Origin of the sequence: Rhodoluna sp. (genome assembly GCF_049276775.1) — a bacterium.
GTDB lineage: Bacteria > Actinomycetota > Actinomycetes > Actinomycetales > Microbacteriaceae > Rhodoluna.
The window spans coordinates 20708-37626 of sequence record NZ_JBASXC010000017.1 but is presented as its reverse complement, the minus strand read 5'-3'; the positions used below and the strand labels follow the sequence as shown (position 1 = coordinate 37626).

23 protein-coding genes are annotated in these 16919 nt (G+C 51.5%); 7 read left to right on the top strand and 16 right to left on the bottom strand.

Annotated elements, in window-relative coordinates; all coding sequences use genetic code 11:
* Complete coding sequence (locus WAO31_RS01245) at positions 1-375, bottom strand: PLD nuclease N-terminal domain-containing protein (RefSeq protein ID WP_509589243.1); 375 nt, start codon at positions 373-375, stop codon at positions 1-3.
* A 39-nt stretch (positions 376-414) separates the two neighbouring features.
* Here WAO31_RS01245 and WAO31_RS01240 point away from each other — a divergent pair, with 39 nt between their 5' ends.
* On the top strand, positions 415-690 hold the full coding sequence (locus WAO31_RS01240) for a DUF4229 domain-containing protein (RefSeq protein ID WP_509589241.1): 276 nt from the start codon (positions 415-417) through the stop codon (positions 688-690).
* On the opposite strand, the gene WAO31_RS01235 is transcribed toward WAO31_RS01240, so the two are convergent.
* From WAO31_RS01235 to WAO31_RS01225, 3 genes are read right to left on the bottom strand one after another with little or no spacing between them, the layout of a single operon-like run.
* Positions 670-1554 carry a 1,4-dihydroxy-2-naphthoate polyprenyltransferase gene (locus WAO31_RS01235; protein ID WP_509589240.1) on the bottom strand — a complete coding sequence of 295 codons (885 nt, stop codon included), beginning with the start codon at positions 1552-1554 and terminating at the stop codon, positions 670-672. The two genes, WAO31_RS01240 and WAO31_RS01235, sit on opposite strands and share 21 nt — an antisense overlap.
* Before the next feature lie 14 nt (positions 1555-1568).
* The gene (locus WAO31_RS01230; RefSeq protein WP_509589238.1) at positions 1569-2666 is read right to left on the bottom strand and encodes an AMP-binding protein; all 1098 of its coding nucleotides are present in this window, start codon (positions 2664-2666) and stop codon (positions 1569-1571) included.
* Positions 2667-2673: 7 nt separating this feature from the next.
* Positions 2674-3579 carry a 1,4-dihydroxy-2-naphthoyl-CoA synthase gene (locus WAO31_RS01225; protein WP_509589235.1) on the bottom strand — a complete coding sequence of 302 codons (906 nt, stop codon included), beginning with the start codon at positions 3577-3579 and terminating at the stop codon, positions 2674-2676.
* A gap of 17 nt (positions 3580-3596) precedes the next feature.
* Here WAO31_RS01225 and WAO31_RS01220 point away from each other — a divergent pair, with 17 nt between their 5' ends.
* Positions 3597-4592, top strand: coding sequence for an o-succinylbenzoate synthase (locus WAO31_RS01220; RefSeq protein WP_509589233.1), 996 nt, complete (start codon positions 3597-3599; stop codon positions 4590-4592).
* A gap of 17 nt (positions 4593-4609) precedes the next feature.
* Here WAO31_RS01220 and ccsB read toward each other — a convergent pair whose 3' ends face one another.
* Genes ccsB through WAO31_RS01195 form a run of 5 tightly spaced genes read right to left on the bottom strand, consistent with a single transcriptional unit; the run spans position 4610 to position 9063 of the window.
* Positions 4610-5602, bottom strand: a complete 993-nt coding sequence (gene ccsB, locus WAO31_RS01215) for a c-type cytochrome biogenesis protein CcsB (protein WP_509589230.1) — start codon at positions 5600-5602, stop codon at positions 4610-4612.
* Positions 5603-5605: 3 nt separating this feature from the next.
* Positions 5606-7129 (bottom strand): cytochrome c biogenesis protein ResB, encoded by a 1524-nt coding sequence (gene resB, locus WAO31_RS01210; protein WP_509589227.1) that lies wholly within the window; start codon positions 7127-7129, stop codon positions 5606-5608.
* The gene (locus WAO31_RS01205; protein ID WP_509589225.1) at positions 7107-7841 is read right to left on the bottom strand and encodes a cytochrome c biogenesis CcdA family protein; all 735 of its coding nucleotides are present in this window, start codon (positions 7839-7841) and stop codon (positions 7107-7109) included. The genes resB and WAO31_RS01205 overlap by 23 nt, the downstream gene beginning before the upstream one ends.
* Positions 7838-8425: a TlpA family protein disulfide reductase gene (locus tag WAO31_RS01200; RefSeq protein ID WP_509589223.1), complete on the bottom strand. Its 588-nt coding sequence runs from the start codon at positions 8423-8425 to the stop codon at positions 7838-7840. Before WAO31_RS01200 ends, WAO31_RS01205 begins: the two co-directional genes overlap by 4 nt.
* On the bottom strand, positions 8422-9063 hold the full coding sequence (locus WAO31_RS01195) for a histidine phosphatase family protein (protein WP_509589221.1): 642 nt from the start codon (positions 9061-9063) through the stop codon (positions 8422-8424). Before WAO31_RS01195 ends, WAO31_RS01200 begins: the two co-directional genes overlap by 4 nt.
* 60 nt (positions 9064-9123) lie before the next feature.
* Between WAO31_RS01195 and aspS the strand changes: the two genes are divergently transcribed.
* Entirely contained in the window at positions 9124-10431 is a 1308-nt protein-coding gene (gene aspS, locus WAO31_RS01190; RefSeq protein ID WP_509589219.1) for an aspartate--tRNA(Asn) ligase, read from the top strand.
* Here the strand turns inward: aspS and WAO31_RS01185 are convergent.
* Positions 10428-10703, bottom strand: coding sequence for a glutaredoxin family protein (locus tag WAO31_RS01185; RefSeq protein WP_509589217.1), 276 nt, complete (start codon positions 10701-10703; stop codon positions 10428-10430). The two genes, aspS and WAO31_RS01185, sit on opposite strands and share 4 nt — an antisense overlap.
* A 16-nt stretch (positions 10704-10719) precedes the next feature.
* Here WAO31_RS01185 and WAO31_RS01180 point away from each other — a divergent pair, with 16 nt between their 5' ends.
* The gene (locus WAO31_RS01180) at positions 10720-11445 is read left to right on the top strand and encodes an HAD family hydrolase (protein WP_509589215.1); all 726 of its coding nucleotides are present in this window, start codon (positions 10720-10722) and stop codon (positions 11443-11445) included.
* A gap of 4 nt (positions 11446-11449) precedes the next feature.
* Here WAO31_RS01180 and WAO31_RS01175 read toward each other — a convergent pair whose 3' ends face one another.
* Both WAO31_RS01175 and WAO31_RS01170 read right to left on the bottom strand, forming a co-directional pair.
* Positions 11450-11548 (bottom strand): 30S ribosomal protein bS22, encoded by a 99-nt coding sequence (locus WAO31_RS01175; RefSeq protein WP_009882927.1) that lies wholly within the window; start codon positions 11546-11548, stop codon positions 11450-11452.
* A 48-nt stretch (positions 11549-11596) separates the two neighbouring features.
* Complete coding sequence (locus WAO31_RS01170; protein WP_509589211.1) at positions 11597-11887, bottom strand: 2TM domain-containing protein; 291 nt, start codon at positions 11885-11887, stop codon at positions 11597-11599.
* 64 nt (positions 11888-11951) lie between these two features.
* Here WAO31_RS01170 and WAO31_RS01165 point away from each other — a divergent pair, with 64 nt between their 5' ends.
* Both WAO31_RS01165 and WAO31_RS01160 read left to right on the top strand, forming a co-directional pair.
* The gene (locus WAO31_RS01165; protein WP_509589209.1) at positions 11952-12464 is read left to right on the top strand and encodes an SOUL family heme-binding protein; all 513 of its coding nucleotides are present in this window, start codon (positions 11952-11954) and stop codon (positions 12462-12464) included.
* Between the two features lie 8 nt (positions 12465-12472).
* Positions 12473-12880, top strand: a complete 408-nt coding sequence (locus tag WAO31_RS01160) for an arsenate reductase ArsC (RefSeq protein WP_509589207.1) — start codon at positions 12473-12475, stop codon at positions 12878-12880.
* Between the two features lie 30 nt (positions 12881-12910).
* Here the strand turns inward: WAO31_RS01160 and WAO31_RS01155 are convergent, their stop codons facing one another.
* The gene (locus tag WAO31_RS01155; RefSeq protein WP_509589205.1) at positions 12911-13507 is read right to left on the bottom strand and encodes a hypothetical protein; all 597 of its coding nucleotides are present in this window, start codon (positions 13505-13507) and stop codon (positions 12911-12913) included.
* Entirely contained in the window at positions 13504-14334 is an 831-nt protein-coding gene (proC, locus tag WAO31_RS01150; protein WP_509589203.1) for a pyrroline-5-carboxylate reductase, read from the bottom strand. Before proC ends, WAO31_RS01155 begins: the two co-directional genes overlap by 4 nt.
* A gap of 64 nt (positions 14335-14398) precedes the next feature.
* Between proC and radA the strand changes: the two genes are divergently transcribed.
* Positions 14399-15733 carry a DNA repair protein RadA gene (gene radA / locus WAO31_RS01145; RefSeq protein WP_509589201.1) on the top strand — a complete coding sequence of 445 codons (1335 nt, stop codon included), beginning with the start codon at positions 14399-14401 and terminating at the stop codon, positions 15731-15733.
* Between the two features lie 22 nt (positions 15734-15755).
* Here the strand turns inward: radA and WAO31_RS01140 are convergent, their stop codons facing one another.
* Complete coding sequence (locus WAO31_RS01140) at positions 15756-16385, bottom strand: hypothetical protein (RefSeq protein WP_509589200.1); 630 nt, start codon at positions 16383-16385, stop codon at positions 15756-15758.
* A gap of 26 nt (positions 16386-16411) precedes the next feature.
* Positions 16412-16915 carry an amino-acid N-acetyltransferase gene (locus WAO31_RS01135; protein ID WP_509589198.1) on the bottom strand — a complete coding sequence of 168 codons (504 nt, stop codon included), beginning with the start codon at positions 16913-16915 and terminating at the stop codon, positions 16412-16414.
* Positions 16916-16919: the final 4 nt, after the last annotated feature.

Here is a 16919-nt window from a genome sequence, read left to right as displayed (position 1 = left end):
CTACGACTTATCCTTAGGTTCGGGGCTTGGACCCGAGTCTTCTTCGGGCTTGTCTTCGGGCGTATCTTCTGGCTTGTCTTTGGCCGGATCTTCATCTTTGGTGTCTAGCTTGTCGGCCAGGTCGCGCAAGAAGGCAGGGTCATCATCGGGAGCCACAGATTTGGTTTTTCTGTAGCGCTGTTTTGGTGGGCCAAGGGGTCTTCCAAGCACCAGGTAAAGCAGGCCACCGATAAACGGCACACCCGCACATATCAATATCCATAACCACTTGGGTAGGGTTCTAACCTCGTTTTTGTTTGCACTGGCGGCAAATACGGTCACAAAGACCGTAAATAGCAACCAAACTCCGAATATGAAAAGCAGTGTTCTAACCATGTATTAACTCTATGCGAGAGACAAACTTAGAATGTAACTGTGAAAAAACTCTGGTTGGTCTTTATTTCCGCTCGATTAGGCATATTCGCCCTATTCCTGACGATATTTCTCGTACTGGGATTCGAAGGAATCTACTCCGCTGTTATGTCGGGGGTCCTAGCCCTAGCTGTATCGCTGGTCTTTCTGCAGAAGCAAAGAGATGCTCTATCGGCTGAGATTTATAAGCGCAACAAGCGAGACAAATTCTCAGGGGTTCCTGATGAAGATGCCGATGTTGAGAATTCAATTCTGGATTCAAAAGAAAACGACAAATAAACCAGTCGCCAAGCTCAGTGAGTAGGCCAAAGCCGCAAAGCTGGTTAGTTTCAAAACCAAGATCAATTCCTTAGCCGTCTTCGCCGTTGTGACAATCACCGTTGCCGGAACAACGAGAAACAGGGCCGCGAAGCCGAGCATGCTCGCCGGATACAACAGCACAAAAAAGCCAAGAATCAAAAACGGAAGCCAGATCATCGCGAGGAACATAGCGATGGCAGGCTTTTTACCTAGACGAACTGCCAGGGTTTTCTTCGAGGCCAACGAATCGGTTTCAATATCCCGAATGTTATTCACCATCAAAACGGCAGAGGCAAATAGTCCCGAAGCAATGCCTCCAAGGACGGCATTGAATTCAATAAAACCGACCTGGATGAAAGTTGTTCCGATAGTTGCAACCAACCCGAAGAAAACAAAGACCGCAAGTTCACCAAGACCTGAGTATCCGTAGGGGCTTTTTCCACCGGTGTAAAACCAAGCTGCAATAATCGCGGCCACCCCAACAGCAATCAGCCAATACAAACCGGTGATCAAAACAATCACAAGTCCTGCGACCGCAGCTAAGACAAAAAATCCGAAAGCGGCAACCTTTACAGCTTCGGGCTTGACGGATTTGGATCCGGTTAGCCGAAGCGGGCCAACCCGATTGTCATCGGTTCCTCTAATGCCATCCGAATAGTCGTTCGCGAAGTTCACACCAATCTGCAAAAAGAGTGCAACTGCTAAAGCAAGAACCGAAAGGGAAAGATCAAAAGCCTGAACCGAGTCAGCGGCTCCAGCACCGATGGCAACTGGCGCAATAGCCAAAGGCAGGGTGCGAAGCCTCGCGCCCTCTATCCAAAGCTTTAGTTTATTTGCCTTCATCAGATTTCTCCGTCTCAAAAAAGTTCCGCAACCGCGCGGTTGTCGGACTTGCCGGTTGGAAGCTTAGGTAGTTTATCTACTCGGATTACTCGAATTGGTTTGCCGGCGGGGCCCAGAAGGTGTGCGAGTTGATTGGCGATATCATCGGCTACCTCCGGAGAGCCGACGTATGCAATTCCAACTCGCTGACCCCAAGTTTCATCCTCGAGTGCAACAGCTGCGATTTCTGAAACCCCTGGAAGCTCATTGCCTAAATACTCGACTCTTTCTAGAGAAAGCTTTAGTCCACCGGAAATGATTACCCGATCCGCTCGCCCAATTATTTTGAGCTTTCCAGCATGGGACAATTCAGCCAGGTCATTTGTGAAGATCCAATCGTCCTGGCCTTCGGCCAGGGTCTTTCCAGATATCAACAGTCTCGAATCGGGTGCAATCTTGAGCCTCACCCCATCAAGCGGGATACCGTCATAAACGCAGCCTCCGGCGGTTTCGGTCATGCCGTAGCTGAGAACAACTTTTAGTCCCAGACCAATCGCTCGATCGTAGAGCTCATCCGGGGTTGACTGTCCTCCCACCAAGATGGCTCTAAAGTTTTGCAAAGAGCTGAGCATCACCTCATCTTTTTCCGCCTCCACAATAAGTTTTGCAAGCTGGGTTGGAACAAGCGAGGTATATCGAATTGGGTTTGTCATCAGCATTGCTGAGCGCAGAAAAGCCTCCGCCGTGAAAGGTAAGGAGGTATTCATGATCACGGGCTGTTGATTGGCAAGCAAAGACCTGATCAGTACCTGCTGCCCCGCGATGAAATTAATGGGCAGCGCAAGAAGCCACTGGCCTAAGGGTCCGAGTCTTTCTTGGCCTGCACGAGCGGCGTGCAAAAGAGCAGCGGTTGAAATTGAAATGCGTTTTGGAATTCCGGTGGAACCGGAGGATTCCACAACGCAAGCAATGTTTTCTGGAACTTCTTTTGGAAGTGGTTCGATGGTTGGCTTCACGCCGTTCACCTCGGGCCCCGAAACAAAGATTGCCTTTTTGTTCTCGATTACATCGGCTAGAACAAGTAGCGCCTTGACGGTGTCGTTGGCGGGTACCACCGCAAGCGGCTTAGTCATTTTTCAATCAGAAGTGCCAGGGGTAGGGAGCCCAGTTTGGTGCTCGCTTTTCTAGAAAAGCGTCGCGACCTTCGGCCGCCTCGTCCGATGCATAGGCAAGTCGGGTTGCCTCACCTGCAAATATTTGCTGGCCAATGAGTCCATCGTCGATTGCGTTCATCGCAAATTTCAGCATGCGAATCGAAGTTGGCGATTTGGACAAAATTTCGGTTGCCCAGGCAACGCCCTCTTTTTCTAGGTCTTTGTGAGCTACCGCCTTGTTCACAACGCCCATTTCGACTGCGCGCTCGGCGCTGTATTCCTGTCCTAAGAAGAAAATCTCTCTGGCGAATTTCTGACCAACCTGACGCGCAAGATAAGCACTTCCAAAACCACCGTCAAAGGATCCGACATCGGCGTCAGTTTGTTTGAAGCGGGCGTGCTCGATGCTCGCGATCGAAAGATCGCACACCACATTCAGTGAGTGACCTCCCCCGGCTGCCCAGCCCGGAACCAGGGCAATAACAACCTTGGGCATGAAGCGGATGAGTCTTTGGACTTCCAAGATGTGTAGTCGACCAGATTTGGCAGGGTCGGCATTGTTCTCATCGTCGGCGTATTTGTAACCGTCTCGCCCACGAACTCTCTGATCCCCACCACTTGAAAAAGCCCAGCCGCCGTCTTTGGGAGATGGTCCGTTTCCGGTGAGTAGGACAACTCCAACCTTGGAGTTATTTTTGGCGTGCTCAAGCGATGCTGCGAGCTCATCAACTGTCTTTGGGCGAAAAGCGTTTCTAACCTCTGGTCGATTAAAGGCAACTCGAACTACGCCCAGGGAAACGTGCTGGTGGTAGCTGATGTCGGTTAGGTCTTCAAAGCCTGGAACCTCGCGCCAAATTGACGCGTCAAACAGCTCAGAAACTGGATTTGCCATGCTCTTAGACTAACAATGTGAACCCTCGTCTTTTTGCCCTAATGGCAGCCGCTCGCGTTGTGAGCATCCCGCTTCGAACCCGCTTTCGTGGAATGACCGAGCGAGAGCTACTTGTCTTTGAAGGCCCCAACGGCTGGAGCGAGTGGGCGGCCTTCCCCGAATACAGCGACGAGGAAGCTACCGTTTGGCTGGAAGCCGCCCTCGAATGGGGATACGGAGATCTTTCAAAACCGAAGCGAACGCAGGTAAAGGTCAATGCGATTCTGCCGGCCGTAAACGGCGAAGAAATTGCCAAGGTCTTATCCCGAGCCGGGAAGTTCGAAACGGTCAAGATAAAGGTTGCAGAACCCGGCCAAGACATCTCGCTTGATCTAGAGCGGATCCAAGAAGTAAAGCAGCTTTACCCCGAGGCCAAAATAAGACTCGACGCCAACGGAGGATTTGAAATACCGCAGGCCCTAGAGCTATTAGAAAAACTCTCCGGTCTTGGCATCAAGCTTGAATACTTCGAGCAGCCGGTGAAATCAATCGCGGAACTTGCTGAGCTTCGACTAGAAATGTCAAAGCGCGGACTTGAAACTTTGGTTGCAGCCGATGAATCGGTTCGGAAATCCTCCGACCCACTGGCGGTTGAGATTGCAGGAGCGGCAGATATCTTGGTTCTAAAAAGCGCTCCACTTGGAGGGGTTGCCACGGCACTAGAAGTGGCGGCTTCTTCGAAGCTGCCGATTGCTGCATCGAGTGCGATGCAGTCCTCGATTGGTCTTGCCGCTGAGCTTCACTTCGCCGCCAGCTTAGCTAGCTCCAGCTATGACGCGGGCCTTGGAACACTAAATCTTTTCGCGGGAGACCTAGTGAAAGACTCTCTGAAGCCAGTTGATGGAGTTTTGGAAGTAAGGCGTGAAACTCTCAACCCCGCAGCCCTTGAGATCTTCAATGCCGAAGACCACCGCTACGACTGGTGGATTGAAAGACTGGAGCGCTGCGGCAGGCTTATCGGTTTAGAAAGTTAGTTTTTATAAACCAGTGTCTATAAACCGGAGTAAGTGTGTAGTCCGGTGAAGAACATGTTCACGATGGTGAAGTTAAACACAACTGCGGAGAATCCAATCACTCCAAGCCATACCGCACGCTTACCAGTCCAGCCTCTAGTTGCATTGGCGTGTAGGTAGCCTGCGTAAATCGCCCAAATGATAAAAGTCCAAACTTCCTTGGTATCCCAACCCCAGTACCGATGCCAGGCGCGCTCTGCCCAGATGGCTCCCGCAATTAGGGTAAAGCTCCAAAGAATGAAACCGCTTATATTAAAGCGGTAAGCGAGTCTTTCGAGAGTTTCCTTTGAGGGGAAAATTTCCATGATGCGCTTGAAGTTTTGTGTTCCTTTACCCTTCGCGTTCTCAACCCAGTTTGCTGTCTTGAGTAGGTAGGCAAGAGAGAGGGCAGCTGCCAAGCTAAAAAATCCCGTTGCAAGGAGTGCAACCATGACGTGGATTACCAACCAATAGCTCTGCAGCGCTGGCATCAAAGAAACTACCTCAACGTAGAAAACTGAAACTGCGGTTCCCAAAACCAAAAGCACAAAACCGACAACAAAAGTTCCCATCATGCGAACTTCTTCAGACCTGATTGAAATCAGGTAGATCATCATCAAGATAAGTGCTCCGGTGATCGAATACTCATAGAGATTTGACCACGGGACACGGGCAGCTGCGAATCCGCGCATGATGACGCTGGCTGCCAAAATCAAGGTTCCAAGGATTGCAAGAGCTAGACCCACCCGCTCGAGAACCAACAGGGAAGTGGACTTATCCTCTGCCTCAACATCGCTGTCTCTTTCAAGCACCGCAACGCTGCCGGAGCTTGAGGAGGCAGCGACCCGCTGCCCTTGTTTAGCCTTAGTGCTGGCGGCTTGGGAGAGGTGGTAGCCGGAGACCAAAAAGGCAAGGGTGAACACCGCCATGGCGGCGTATGCAACCAGAAGAGATAGCTGGGAGAGCTCTTCGTTCAAGACAACTGGGTCCACTTTTTATCCTCTTTTTATGCTTTCAGTTAATTCTCTAACAACTTCCTCGAGCCTGGGGTCGTCTCTTCTTGAAAGCCCAGCAACTTCAAAGGAATCGCCAACTTGTCTGATCCAGACTCTTCTTCTCGGGGTGGTGAGTGAAACCGTGATTCCGGCGAGAGACAGCATCGCAAAAAATAGCACCCAGATCTGACCAGGGTTATAGGCGATGTCCAGTGAGGCAAAGCGTCTGATGCCGTCAAAGCGGACGGTCCCCAACCCATTTGGTAAGTCAGCGGTTTCACCAAGGCGAAGCTCAACCCCCGGGCTCGGAGCTCCTCTACCGGCAACCTGGGTTAGACGGTCAGTATCGAGGGCGTAAACGTTCAACGGAACACCGCTATCAAGACCTAGATCTCCGGTGTAAACATTCATTGAAATCAGAGGATCGATAAGCCCCGGAAAAATGGATGTGTAGGCACCGGTTGAAAGCTCAATCACACTCGGGTAGAAAAACCCCACCACACCAATTTGCTCAGGCAAGTTATCCGGCACCTTGATGATTCCAATTGAGGTCATGTTGCCATCCTGGGGCAAGAAAATACTCGGCCCCGAGTAGCTGATGTCCCCGTTGGCATCCCGAATTGTTATCTCCGGCGCGTAGCCGTGACCGGTCAAATAGACACTGGCGCCGGTTGCATCAAGTGGCTCATTGACTCGAACAATGCTTGTTTGACCAACCGGATCGGACGGGGTTCGAACCGTCACCGTAGCCCTGAAATCAAGCGGTGTTCCGATGTTGGTCTCGTTCAAAAAGTCGTAGTCGACCTCAAACTTATCTAGGGTCACACTGATTGGGGCAAGTCTCTCGGGATCAAAGAAAGTCCCTGGAGAGAGGGAGTCAAAACCCGCCAGGTTATTAACAAAAGTGTCACCCTCTGCCAAAACGCGTTGACCCGAAAAACTCAATCCCCCGCCAATACCTACAGCGATTAAGACACCTACCAGCGAAAAGTGATAAACCAAGTTGGCAGTCTCTCTGATGTATCCCTTTTCGGCACTTACCGAGTCCCCCCGCCTAATAACGCGGTAGCGCTGCTTTTCTAAAATCTTTTTTCCGGCTTCGACCGGATCAATACCCCGTGGAACAGTTTCCTTTTGGTAAACGGGCATCCGAGCAAGATTGGTTGGGGTTTGAACCGGCTCGGCTTTGAGCGCCTCGTAGTGAACTTTGGTTCTAGGTAGAACGCAGCCAACCAGCGAAGTGAACAAAAGAATATATATAGCGGAGAACCAGATTGATGTGTAGACATCAAAGAGCTGGAAAAAATCCAACACCTCGGCTAGCTGCTCATCCTCGCGGAAGTACAGGGCAACACCATTTGGGTCCGCCGAGCGTTGTGGGTAAATGGAGCCAGGAACCGATGCCGCTGCCAAAAGAAGTAACAGAATCAGCGCGGTGCGCATTGAAGTTAGCTGACGCCAGATCCATCTGGCCCAACCGGTTAGACCTATATCCGGAGACTCATATAACTGGGATGAAGACACCGAACACCCCCTGTACCCAAGTTGCAAAACCAATCCAGACACCGGTAGCCAGTGCGATACCGAGTGCGATCAGCATCACACCTCCGGCAACGTTGAAGGCCCTGATGTGTTTTTTCACAAATGCCACAGATCGAGTTGCCCAACCGAAGCCGGCCGCAATTGCAATGAAGGGAAGTCCGATTCCGAGTGAGTAAATAAGTGCCAGAAGGGCGCCTCTGGCCGGCGAGCCGGCATCGGATGCCAGAGCAAGAACTGCCGCCAAAGTTGGTCCAATGCAGGGTGTCCAACCCAGGCCAAAGGCAACGCCCAATAGCGGTGCCCCTAAAAGACCAACCTTTGGCTTGATGCCGGTTTTAAAAGTTCGCTGCAGGAAGGAGAACTGGCCGATCAGAACAAGACCCATGATGATGATCAGTACACCCAGTACCTGCTGGACCCACATCAAGTTGTTGATGTAGATGAGCATTCCAATGCCGCCAAACAGCGCGCCGAAGGAAACGAACACTGCGGTAAAGCCCAGCACAAACAAGACAGAGCCAATAATGATCCTGCTCTTTTTGGCTCCCCCGTCGGCCACGCCGGAAATGTAACCTAAGTAGCCAGGAAGCAGGGGTAGCACGCAGGGCGAGACAAAGGACACTATTCCGGCAAGCAGGGCAAGCGGCATGGCCGCAATCAAGGAGCCGTTCAGAATGATTTCGCCGGGGCTCATGATCTTTCCTTGATGGTGGTTGTAATAAGAGCCCGAAGGATTCCCATTTCAATTCTTCCAAGCACCCTTGCCGAAACATTTCCTTCCGCGTCAATAACCAGAGTTGTTGGAACCGCCTGAGGAGTCACAACTCCGGTAAAGCCCAGAACAACCGATCCGGTTTTGGCGTCCATAACGGATGGAAAGTTCATGTTGATTTTTCTTGCGAAGGCCAGGGAGGTTGCTGCGCTGTCTCGCACGTTTACTCCAACAAATTGAACACCCTCCGGTAAAAACTCATCCTGTAATTCGATTAGCTCGGGCATCTCGATACGGCAGGGAGCACATCCCGCGTACCAGAAGTTCATGACCGTGATAACACCCTCGAGCTGTTCGCTCGAAATCGGCTCACCGCTTTCGGTGACTCCCGACCAGCTAGCGGCCTTTGGTCTTGAGCCTGGAGCAAACTCGGTGACTGTGCCATCGCCGGCGATGTAGTTTTTGTTATCGCCAGATCTGAACTGCTCGGCCAAAGAATCGTTAGCGCAGCCAGAAGAAGCAAAAACAAAAACTGATATCGCAATCAAGGCTAGGAGTCTTTTCAAACTGCACCTTTATCTATAGCGCTTACAAGAAGTTTCTCGGCTGGTTCGAGGTACCCAACCTCAACTAGCCTGCTGCCCCTGAACTCAAAGCTCGTGACGCTCGATAGCTCGCAGCGCCTGGATCTTGGGTCGTGCCAGAGTGGCTTGCCAGCTGCCTTTAGGTGCACCATCCAGATCGGTAACTGGTGGGAAACCATGACAACCTCGCCGTCTGTGGTCTCGTCCCAGGCCTTTCTCATGGCGCTCACCATTCGCTTGGCTATCTTGTTGTATGGCTCTCCCCAGCCGGGTCTTAGCGGGTTCAAAAGGAAAAAGAAGTAGCTTGGGTTTTTCAAAACGGTCTCGAGGCCAACTTTTTTACCCTCAAAAATATTGGTTGGCTCGATGATTTCGGGCTCATTCTCGACCGTCAAATTGAGCTTCAACGTAAATGGTCTAGCCGACTGCAACGTTCGAAGCAGAGGCGAGCTAAATAGTCGAGTTATTTTGTGTCCCGGGGCACAAACCGCAGCGGCGGTCGCCTCTGCCATCTGCCTTCCGAGGGCAGAAAGAGCGAAGTTTGGAAGCCGGCCATAGAGGACACCGTTGGGGTTATCAACTTCCCCGTGGCGTACCAGATGAATGCGGGTGGCGGGCATGTAACAAGTCTAACCCCGCTAAACTTGGGGCCTGGAGCCCCAACAAGGAAGCAAAAAACAATGCGCGAACGTCAACAGGTCAAAGACTTACCATCGAGAAAAGATGGTCCGGTTCTCCTCGGCGGTTGGGTTGAAAAGCTAAGAGATCAAAAACGCATCCAGTTCATAATCCTCAGAGATGAAACAGGTGACGTTCAGGTTACCTACCCGCGGCCTGCCGATGAAGACGCTCTTGCCGACAAAGTATCAACACTTACCAATGGCTCCTTTGTTTGGATTACCGGTCGCCTAGTTCACGACGAAAGAGTCAAGCTCGGAGGGTTGGAGATTCAGCTCGACGAGCTGGAGATCATCACCCTGGCAGACCCCGAGACACCAATTGCGGACGACACCTCAATTGACAAGCGGTTGGACTGGCGCTTTCTAGACATGCGAAGACCAGAGATGAACCTGGTCTTCCAGGTCCAAACCACCATTGAGGCAGCTTGGAGAAAGTTCTGGCAGGAAAATGGCTTCACCGAAATTCATTCGCCAAAGCTCATGGGAACTGCCTCCGAGTCAAATGCCGAGCTGTTCAAGCTGGAATACTTTGAGACCGTTGCATACCTTGCGCAGTCTCCCCAGTTCTATAAGCAGATGGCGATGATGGCTGGCCTTGGTCGTATCTTCGAAATCGGTCCGGTGTTCCGGGCTGACCCATCTTTCACCTCGCGTCACGCCACCGAGTTCACGTCAGTGGATATGGAAATGTCTTGGATCGACTCCCACGAGGACGTCATGGATTTCCAGGAGCAGCTCATGGTTGCAGCCATCACCGCCGTGAAGGATAACCACGGTGAGGAAATCAAGAAGCTCTTTGACGTTGACGTGATTGTTCCTACTCGCCCATTCCCAAGAATTCCATTGGCTGAGGCGGTTGAGATTGTCAAAGCGCGCGGTCACGAGGTTGTTCGCGGAGGGGATATGGATCCGGAGGGTGAAAGACAAATCGCGGCACACGTTGCGGAAACTTTCAATCACGAGTTCGTTTTTCTAACCGACTACCCATCAACCGTTAGGCCTTTCTATCACATGAGGCACGAGGGTAATCCAGAACTTACCAAGAGCTATGACTTGATTTGGCGTGGAACTGAAATCACTACCGGTGCTCAGCGCGAGCACCGCGTAGATGTTCTAATCGAACAGGCTAAGCAAAAAGGTTTGGACCCCGAGGGTCTAAAAACATACATCGACTTCTTCCGCTACGGAGCTCCCACCCACGGCGGTTTTGGAATGGGACTACTTCGAGTAATCATGCTTATGCTTCACCAGCCAAGCATTAGAGAAGTTGGTTTCTTGTTCCGCGGACCTAACCGACTAGAACCCTAGAGAAGTTTTTCTAAAGCTTCCCTAAAGCGGTCTTTATCGATGCGCCAGTAGGCGTGGGTTTCACCGTTTATATGCAGCACAGGAATTTCTTCCGCGTAGGCAGCCAGCAGAGCTTCGTCCTCGAGAATGTTTAGTTCATGCAACTCAATCTGAACATCGTTTGAATTTTTCTCTTTTATTTCAGACACCACTAGATCTATGGCTTCTAACGCCTCTTCGCACAGGTGACAGCCCGGTTTGGTATACAGGGTGAGATCAATCGTTGTGGACACAGGTTAAACTTACCTCGTGAGCCCAAAGACCGAGCCTGAGAAAAAGAAGCCAAAGAAAGCTGCTGCTTTCTTTGACGTTGACAACACCATCTTGCGCGGTTCCAGTAGCTACTTGTTTGGTAAGTCTGCCTTCGAAAGAAATTTTTTTAGCCGCAAAGATTTCTGGAGCTTCGCCTGGCATCAGTTCCGCTTCATCTGGCGCGGAGAAAACAACAATGTACTTGCCTCATTAAAGGATCGTGCCCTGTTGCTAATCGCGGGGCACCGGGTTAAAGACATCGAGGAGCTTGTCGAAGAAGTCTACGAAAGACACATCCGGCTAAAGCTCTGGCCCGAGACCGTTCGCCTGGCTAAGGACCATATGGCTGAGGGGCGCGAAGTTTGGCTCGTAACCGCGGCGCCTCAGGAACTAGGGGATGTAATTGCAAGAAGACTGAGCCTTACTGGAGCCATCGGCACAAAGGTCCAGAGAAAAAATGGAATCTTGACCGGCGACCTAGACGGAAAGCCGGTTCACGGTCCAAATAAGCGAACCGCTATAAAGGCTTTGGCGAAGACCAGAAACTTGTCTCTTCGGAAGTCTTACGCCTACAGCGACTCACACAACGATCTGCCGATGCTAACTGCCGTTGGTCATCCGGTCGCGGTGAATCCGGACAAAATTCTAACTAGGTATGCAAAGGCGGCCGACTGGCCGATTTATGATTTTAAGAAGCGTGAGCTAAAAGCAAACCGCGACTAGCGGTCTACTTCTTATTGCGACGCTGGTGGCGAGTCTTACGAAGCTGCTTACGGTGCTTCTTCTTAGACATACGCTTGCGACGCTTTTTGATTACTGAACCCACGAAAACCTCATCTTGTTGTCTGCCGCCAAAACCGGCAACCCCAAAAGCTTATCTCTTAGTTTTGAGGCGCTCAACTTCTGCATCGATATCGGAGTCAGTAATAGGCTTTGCCGACAGCTTTCCATAAGCATCCAGCCCTGAAAGCAGGGCGCCAATACCCATGCCAAAAATGACCCATCCTGGCCAGAAGTATCCGCCTGGGGTCACAAAGAACCAAATCCCGACGGTGACTAGTGAAACTACCGCATAGATGACCAAGAATTGCTTGAACTCACTCTTTTTCTTCAGGGCCTTTTCTGCCTCCTTGCGGATAGCGGCGTCATCGGTCGGTTTTGTCATGAGGTCCTCCTTGGTTTTCGCTCCATTTCAAAGCTACCAGTCCAGCTGCTCCTAAGCTATGACCATGACTCAACAACAGCCTTACGAGGTGCTAACCAAGCACAAAGGCTTTGAGCTGCGTAAGTACCCCGCCGGAATACAAATCGAGACCCAGGCCAGGGGTGATTTCGTCAATGCTGGAAGTCTAGGTTTTGGACCCCTGGTTAGGTACATCTCGGGTAACAATAAAAAGGGTCAATCCATTGCGATGACCGCTCCGGTAATCCAAGAATCAACCGGCCCCAAAACCCACATGGTGAGATTCGTGCTTCCTGAGCAAATGAGCCTGGGCCAAGTTCCAGAGTCCACGGATCCCGGGGTCAAGATAATAAAGGTGCCTGCGCACCTGGCTGCCGCTAGAAGGTTTTCTGGCTCCTGGGACCAAGAGAAATTTGAGCTTGAAGGAAAGAAGCTCGTTGGCGAGTTGTTAACTTCCGGTTTAGAAACCGTGGGTAGCTTGTACTTTGCCAGGTTTGACCCACCCTGGAAGCCTGGCTTTCTCAAGCGCAACGAGGTTTTGATTCGGGTGAAAGGCTAGGAGACAAAATGTCACAGCTTGTCACTGTTTTATTTGTCTGCGTTCACAACGCGGGAAGATCTCAGATGGCGGCCGGATATCTTCGTCACCTTGGGGGAGATCAAATCAAAGTAATCTCAGCCGGAACTGAACCCGGCACCGAGATCAACGAAATGGCGATGGCGGTAATGCTCGAAGAGGGTATTGATTTATCGACCGCGAATCCCGAGAAGCTCTCCGACCAAAAAGTTTTGGAAAGCGACTACGTGATCACAATGGGCTGCGGCGATGCCTGTCCTTACTTTCCTGGCAAGACCTACCTCGACTGGCCACTAACCGATCCGAAGAATCAACCAATCGAGGTAGTTCGAGAAATAAGAAACGAAATCAAAGCCAAAGTTGAGGCACTAATTGCCGAGGTAAAAGCTAGCTCTTAACACTCTTTTTTGCCTTGGCGGCAACTGTCTTCACTTCTTTTTTACACCGGTCGTAGCCTTCTTGACTTCCTTTTTGACGCCGGTTGCGATTGTCTTGGCTTCCTTCTTCACACCGGTTGTAGCTTTCTTAACTTCCTTCTTCACGCCAGTGGTAATTTTCTTTGCCTCTTTTTTGACCTGATTGGTTTCTCTTTGGACCTCACGCTTAACCTCGGCCATTATGCGACCTAATTCCTTGCCCCACTTCTTCGGGTTGATGTCAACGTTCTCTTTGACCTTGGTTGAAACCCAGTCAGAACCTTCGGCAACTACGTTGCCGAATTTCTCAGAGAGGTCAACAAGCTGAAGCTCGAGATTAGAAACAGCTGATGTCTCGGCAACCTTTGCAAGCCATGAAACGTACGGACCAAAACCCTTGGCGTTGAGAGTGTATTTCTTGCTGGCGCCGGAGCCGGTTGATTTCACGAGCTTTGCCGCAACCAAAGTTGCGGCGATTGTTGTGACCTGTGCGGAGGGGAGCTTTGAAAACTCCGCGGTCTTTGCAACCGTTGAGCCTGGCTTATCCGCCAGAGTCTCTAGAACTAAACGTGCCTTAGGGTCGGCTATTGCCTTATAAATGTCAGTCATGATTGTTTACCTATCTCAATTGCCCGGGCCAAAGCGGCACCGGTGGCTTCAATGAATATCCTCTCTAATTGCGCTTCATCAAACTTTGCAGTTGCCTGCATGGTGGTTCCATTCGGGGAGGTCACCTGATCCCGGAGTTGCTTCGCGGAATCTTCCGATGCCGCAAGTAGTGTTGCAGAACCTAGGAATGTTGCTCTCACCATTAGGTCGGCCTCCGCTTCACTAAAGCCCATCGCTTGGGCTGCAGTCATAAGTTTTTCGGCAAAGTAAAAAACGTATGCCGGTCCCGACCCCGAGATGGTGCTCAGGGCATTTATCTTGTCTTCTTCAACAACAAGAACTTGACCCACTGTTTCAAAAAGCCCTTTGGCTACCGCAAGCTGGTTATCGGTTGCACTTTTGCCCTTCGAAATACCCGTCACACCGTGACCAACAATCGATGGGGTGTTGGGCATAGCTCGAATCACCGAAACTTTATTGCCTAGAGCTTCCTCCATAGCGGAGGTGGTGATGCCGGCTGCAACCGAAACAATTAGGGCCCCGTCTTTGACGGTGTCCTTTATTTCTCCAAGTGCCTCAAGAACCTTTCCGGGCTTGACGCCAATCAGCAAAATATCTGAGCCCTTGGCTGCCTCGCTGTTGGCTGAGGGTGTTTCCTCCGTCGCAAAAGCTGAGATGGAAAACTTTGAAGAGAGCGCCTTTGCACTAGCCGTCGTTGCGGTTGATGCGGTGATGGATTCGGGTGCGGTCCCGGCGGCAATCAGTCCACTCAGTATGGCCCCACCCATTGAACCTGCGCCAATAATGGCGATTTTGTTGTTCTCCATAGTTCCAGCTTAACCAGCTAGCCGTATCGGTGGGTCACGGTAGTTTGGTAGCTATTGGAGGATCATGGCAAAGACCAAAGCTGAGTACTCGTGTGTCGAGTGTGGCTGGACCGCGGCCAAGTGGGTTGGGCAGTGCGGCGAGTGCCAGTCCTGGGATACCGTCCAGCTAACCGCCCTCGGAAAGGGCCGAGGCATCGGGGTGGTTCGCTCCATCAGGCCAGCCGCCATCGGCGATAGCTTTGCCGCTAAACCAATCACTGAAGTTTCCACCGATCAGGTGCACTCTCGCCCCACCGGCGTTGGCGAATTTGACCGGGTATTAGGCGGGGGAATAGTTCCTGGAGCAGTTGTCTTACTCTCGGGTGAACCCGGGGTTGGTAAATCCACCTTGCTATTGGAAGTTGCTGCCAACAGCGCCAAGTCAGGCCTGAAGGTTTTGTACGTAAGCGGCGAGGAATCAACGGGCCAGATAAAGCTTCGCGCCGATAGAACCGGAGCGCTCTCCGAGAACTTATTTTTAGCCTCCGAGAATGATCTGGCAACAGTGCTTGGACAGGTTGATCACCTAAAGCCAGAGCTACTGATTGTTGACTCAGTGCAGACCATCATCGCCGGAGAAATAGACGGTGCCGCTGGCATGCCCTCCCAAGTTAGGGAGGTTGCTGCAAACCTAATTCGCGTGGCCAAGGAATCCAACCTGCCGATTATCTTGGTCGGCCACGTAACCAAAGACGGAACAGTTGCAGGCCCTAGAGCCTTGGAGCACCTGGTCGATGTTGTTTGCCACTTCGAGGGAGATAGGCAAACCAGCCTTCGATTCATTCGGTCGTTTAAGAACCGCTTCGGTCCGACCGACGAGGTGGGCTGCTTCGAGATGACCGGCGACGGTATCCTCGAGGTGCCAGACCCAAGCGGACTATTTTTATCCCGCTCCGAAACAGAAGTTTCTGGAACCTGTGTGACCGTAACCCTCGAGGGCAAGCGCGCCATGATCTCTGAGATTCAGGCGCTCGTTGTAAAAAGCTCAACCGCCCAGCCAAGACGAGTCACCAACGGTGTTGACTCATCCCGCGTTGCAATGCTCTTGGCGGTGTTGGAGCGCCGTGCCGGACTTAAGCTCTCCGAGTTGGATGTCTACGTGTCAACCGTCGGCGGCGTGAAAATATCTGAACCCTCGGCCGATCTTGCAATAGCCCTGGCTATTGCATCGGCCATCAAAGACCAACCGATTTCCCATGACGTCGTTGCCTTTGGCGAGATAAGCCTTGCGGGCGAAATTAGAAAAGTGAATCAGGCTCCAATTCGGCAAAACGAAGCTAAGCGACTGGGCTTCACCAAGGTGATTGACTCAAGTTTCACTCAGCTCAACAAAGCGTTAGCTGCGGGACTAAAGAGTTAGTTCAAGAGCTAGCTCTAGATATCTAGTTCAGAACAAACTGCTGCGAGTTAGTAGATAGCTCGCCGCTTACCTCAACCTTCAGGTGGTAGCTAGCGCCATCTGTGATTACTGGTGGCTGCTCAGCTCCACAACCCGAATCACTTGAGAAAACTTTTTCCCACGGCGAAGGTGAGCTCTCAACAGACTCACCGAAAGGCAGGATGATGTTGCTGTCAACCAGATCATCTCTGTTGCACTGAGCCGATTTCCAGATCACCTCATCACCACTTTGAATGGTGAAGAACTGAGCCTTGGCGCCGGCGTTAAAGGTGCAGTCAACCGAGTTTCTATTTGTGAGGCTGAACCAAATATAGGGAGTCTTGTTTGAGGCGAAGGCGTTCTTTGGCTCACCGTCAGAGGATCCAACTATTGCTTCAACAACAACGGTTCCTGGAGGACAGGGCTGACCTGATTCAACTACAACGCTGGATTCGGCAATACCGTCGGGTAATTGAACTTCGTCAGTCGCAGATGATCCGCCAAGCCAAGAGGAAATGGCACTCACTCCCGCCCAGATCAAACCAATGAAGACAACCAGCACGATGAGGGCGGCGATTCGTCTGCGTCGAAAAACTTCAGGGGTTGGCTTATTTGATCTAGGCACCTGGGACATGCCTTCAATTTTAGGTTTGGGGCTCTCTAGAGTTGCTTAAGCATGCGGGTGTTGCCCAAAGTATTTTGCTTGACCCGAGCCAGGTCCAAAAACTCAGCAATACCCTCATCGTGGGAACGAACCATTTCCGCGTAGACCTCCGGCTCGACCGGGGTCTCGGAAATTGACTCGAATCCGAACTTGCCAAAAAAATCAACTTCAAATGTTAGGCAAAAAATTCGCTTTAGGCCGATGTCTGATGCCCGCTCTAAAAGGCTTTCCAAAATCATCTTCCCGATGCCCTGGCCCTGGCGAGACTCTTCGATGGCTAGGGTTCTGACCTCGCCCAAGTCTTCCCACATCACGTGCAGAGCGCCGCAGCCAATCACTGCACCCGAGGCATCCTCGGCCACTAGGAATTCCTGAACCGATTCGTATAGTTCGACGCGCTCTTTGCCAAGCAGCACACGGGATTGAATAAGCGGACCGCAGAGATCGGCGATTGCCCCGATATCCGCAGTCTTAGCTGGCCTAACCTTGATTGACTCCATCTAA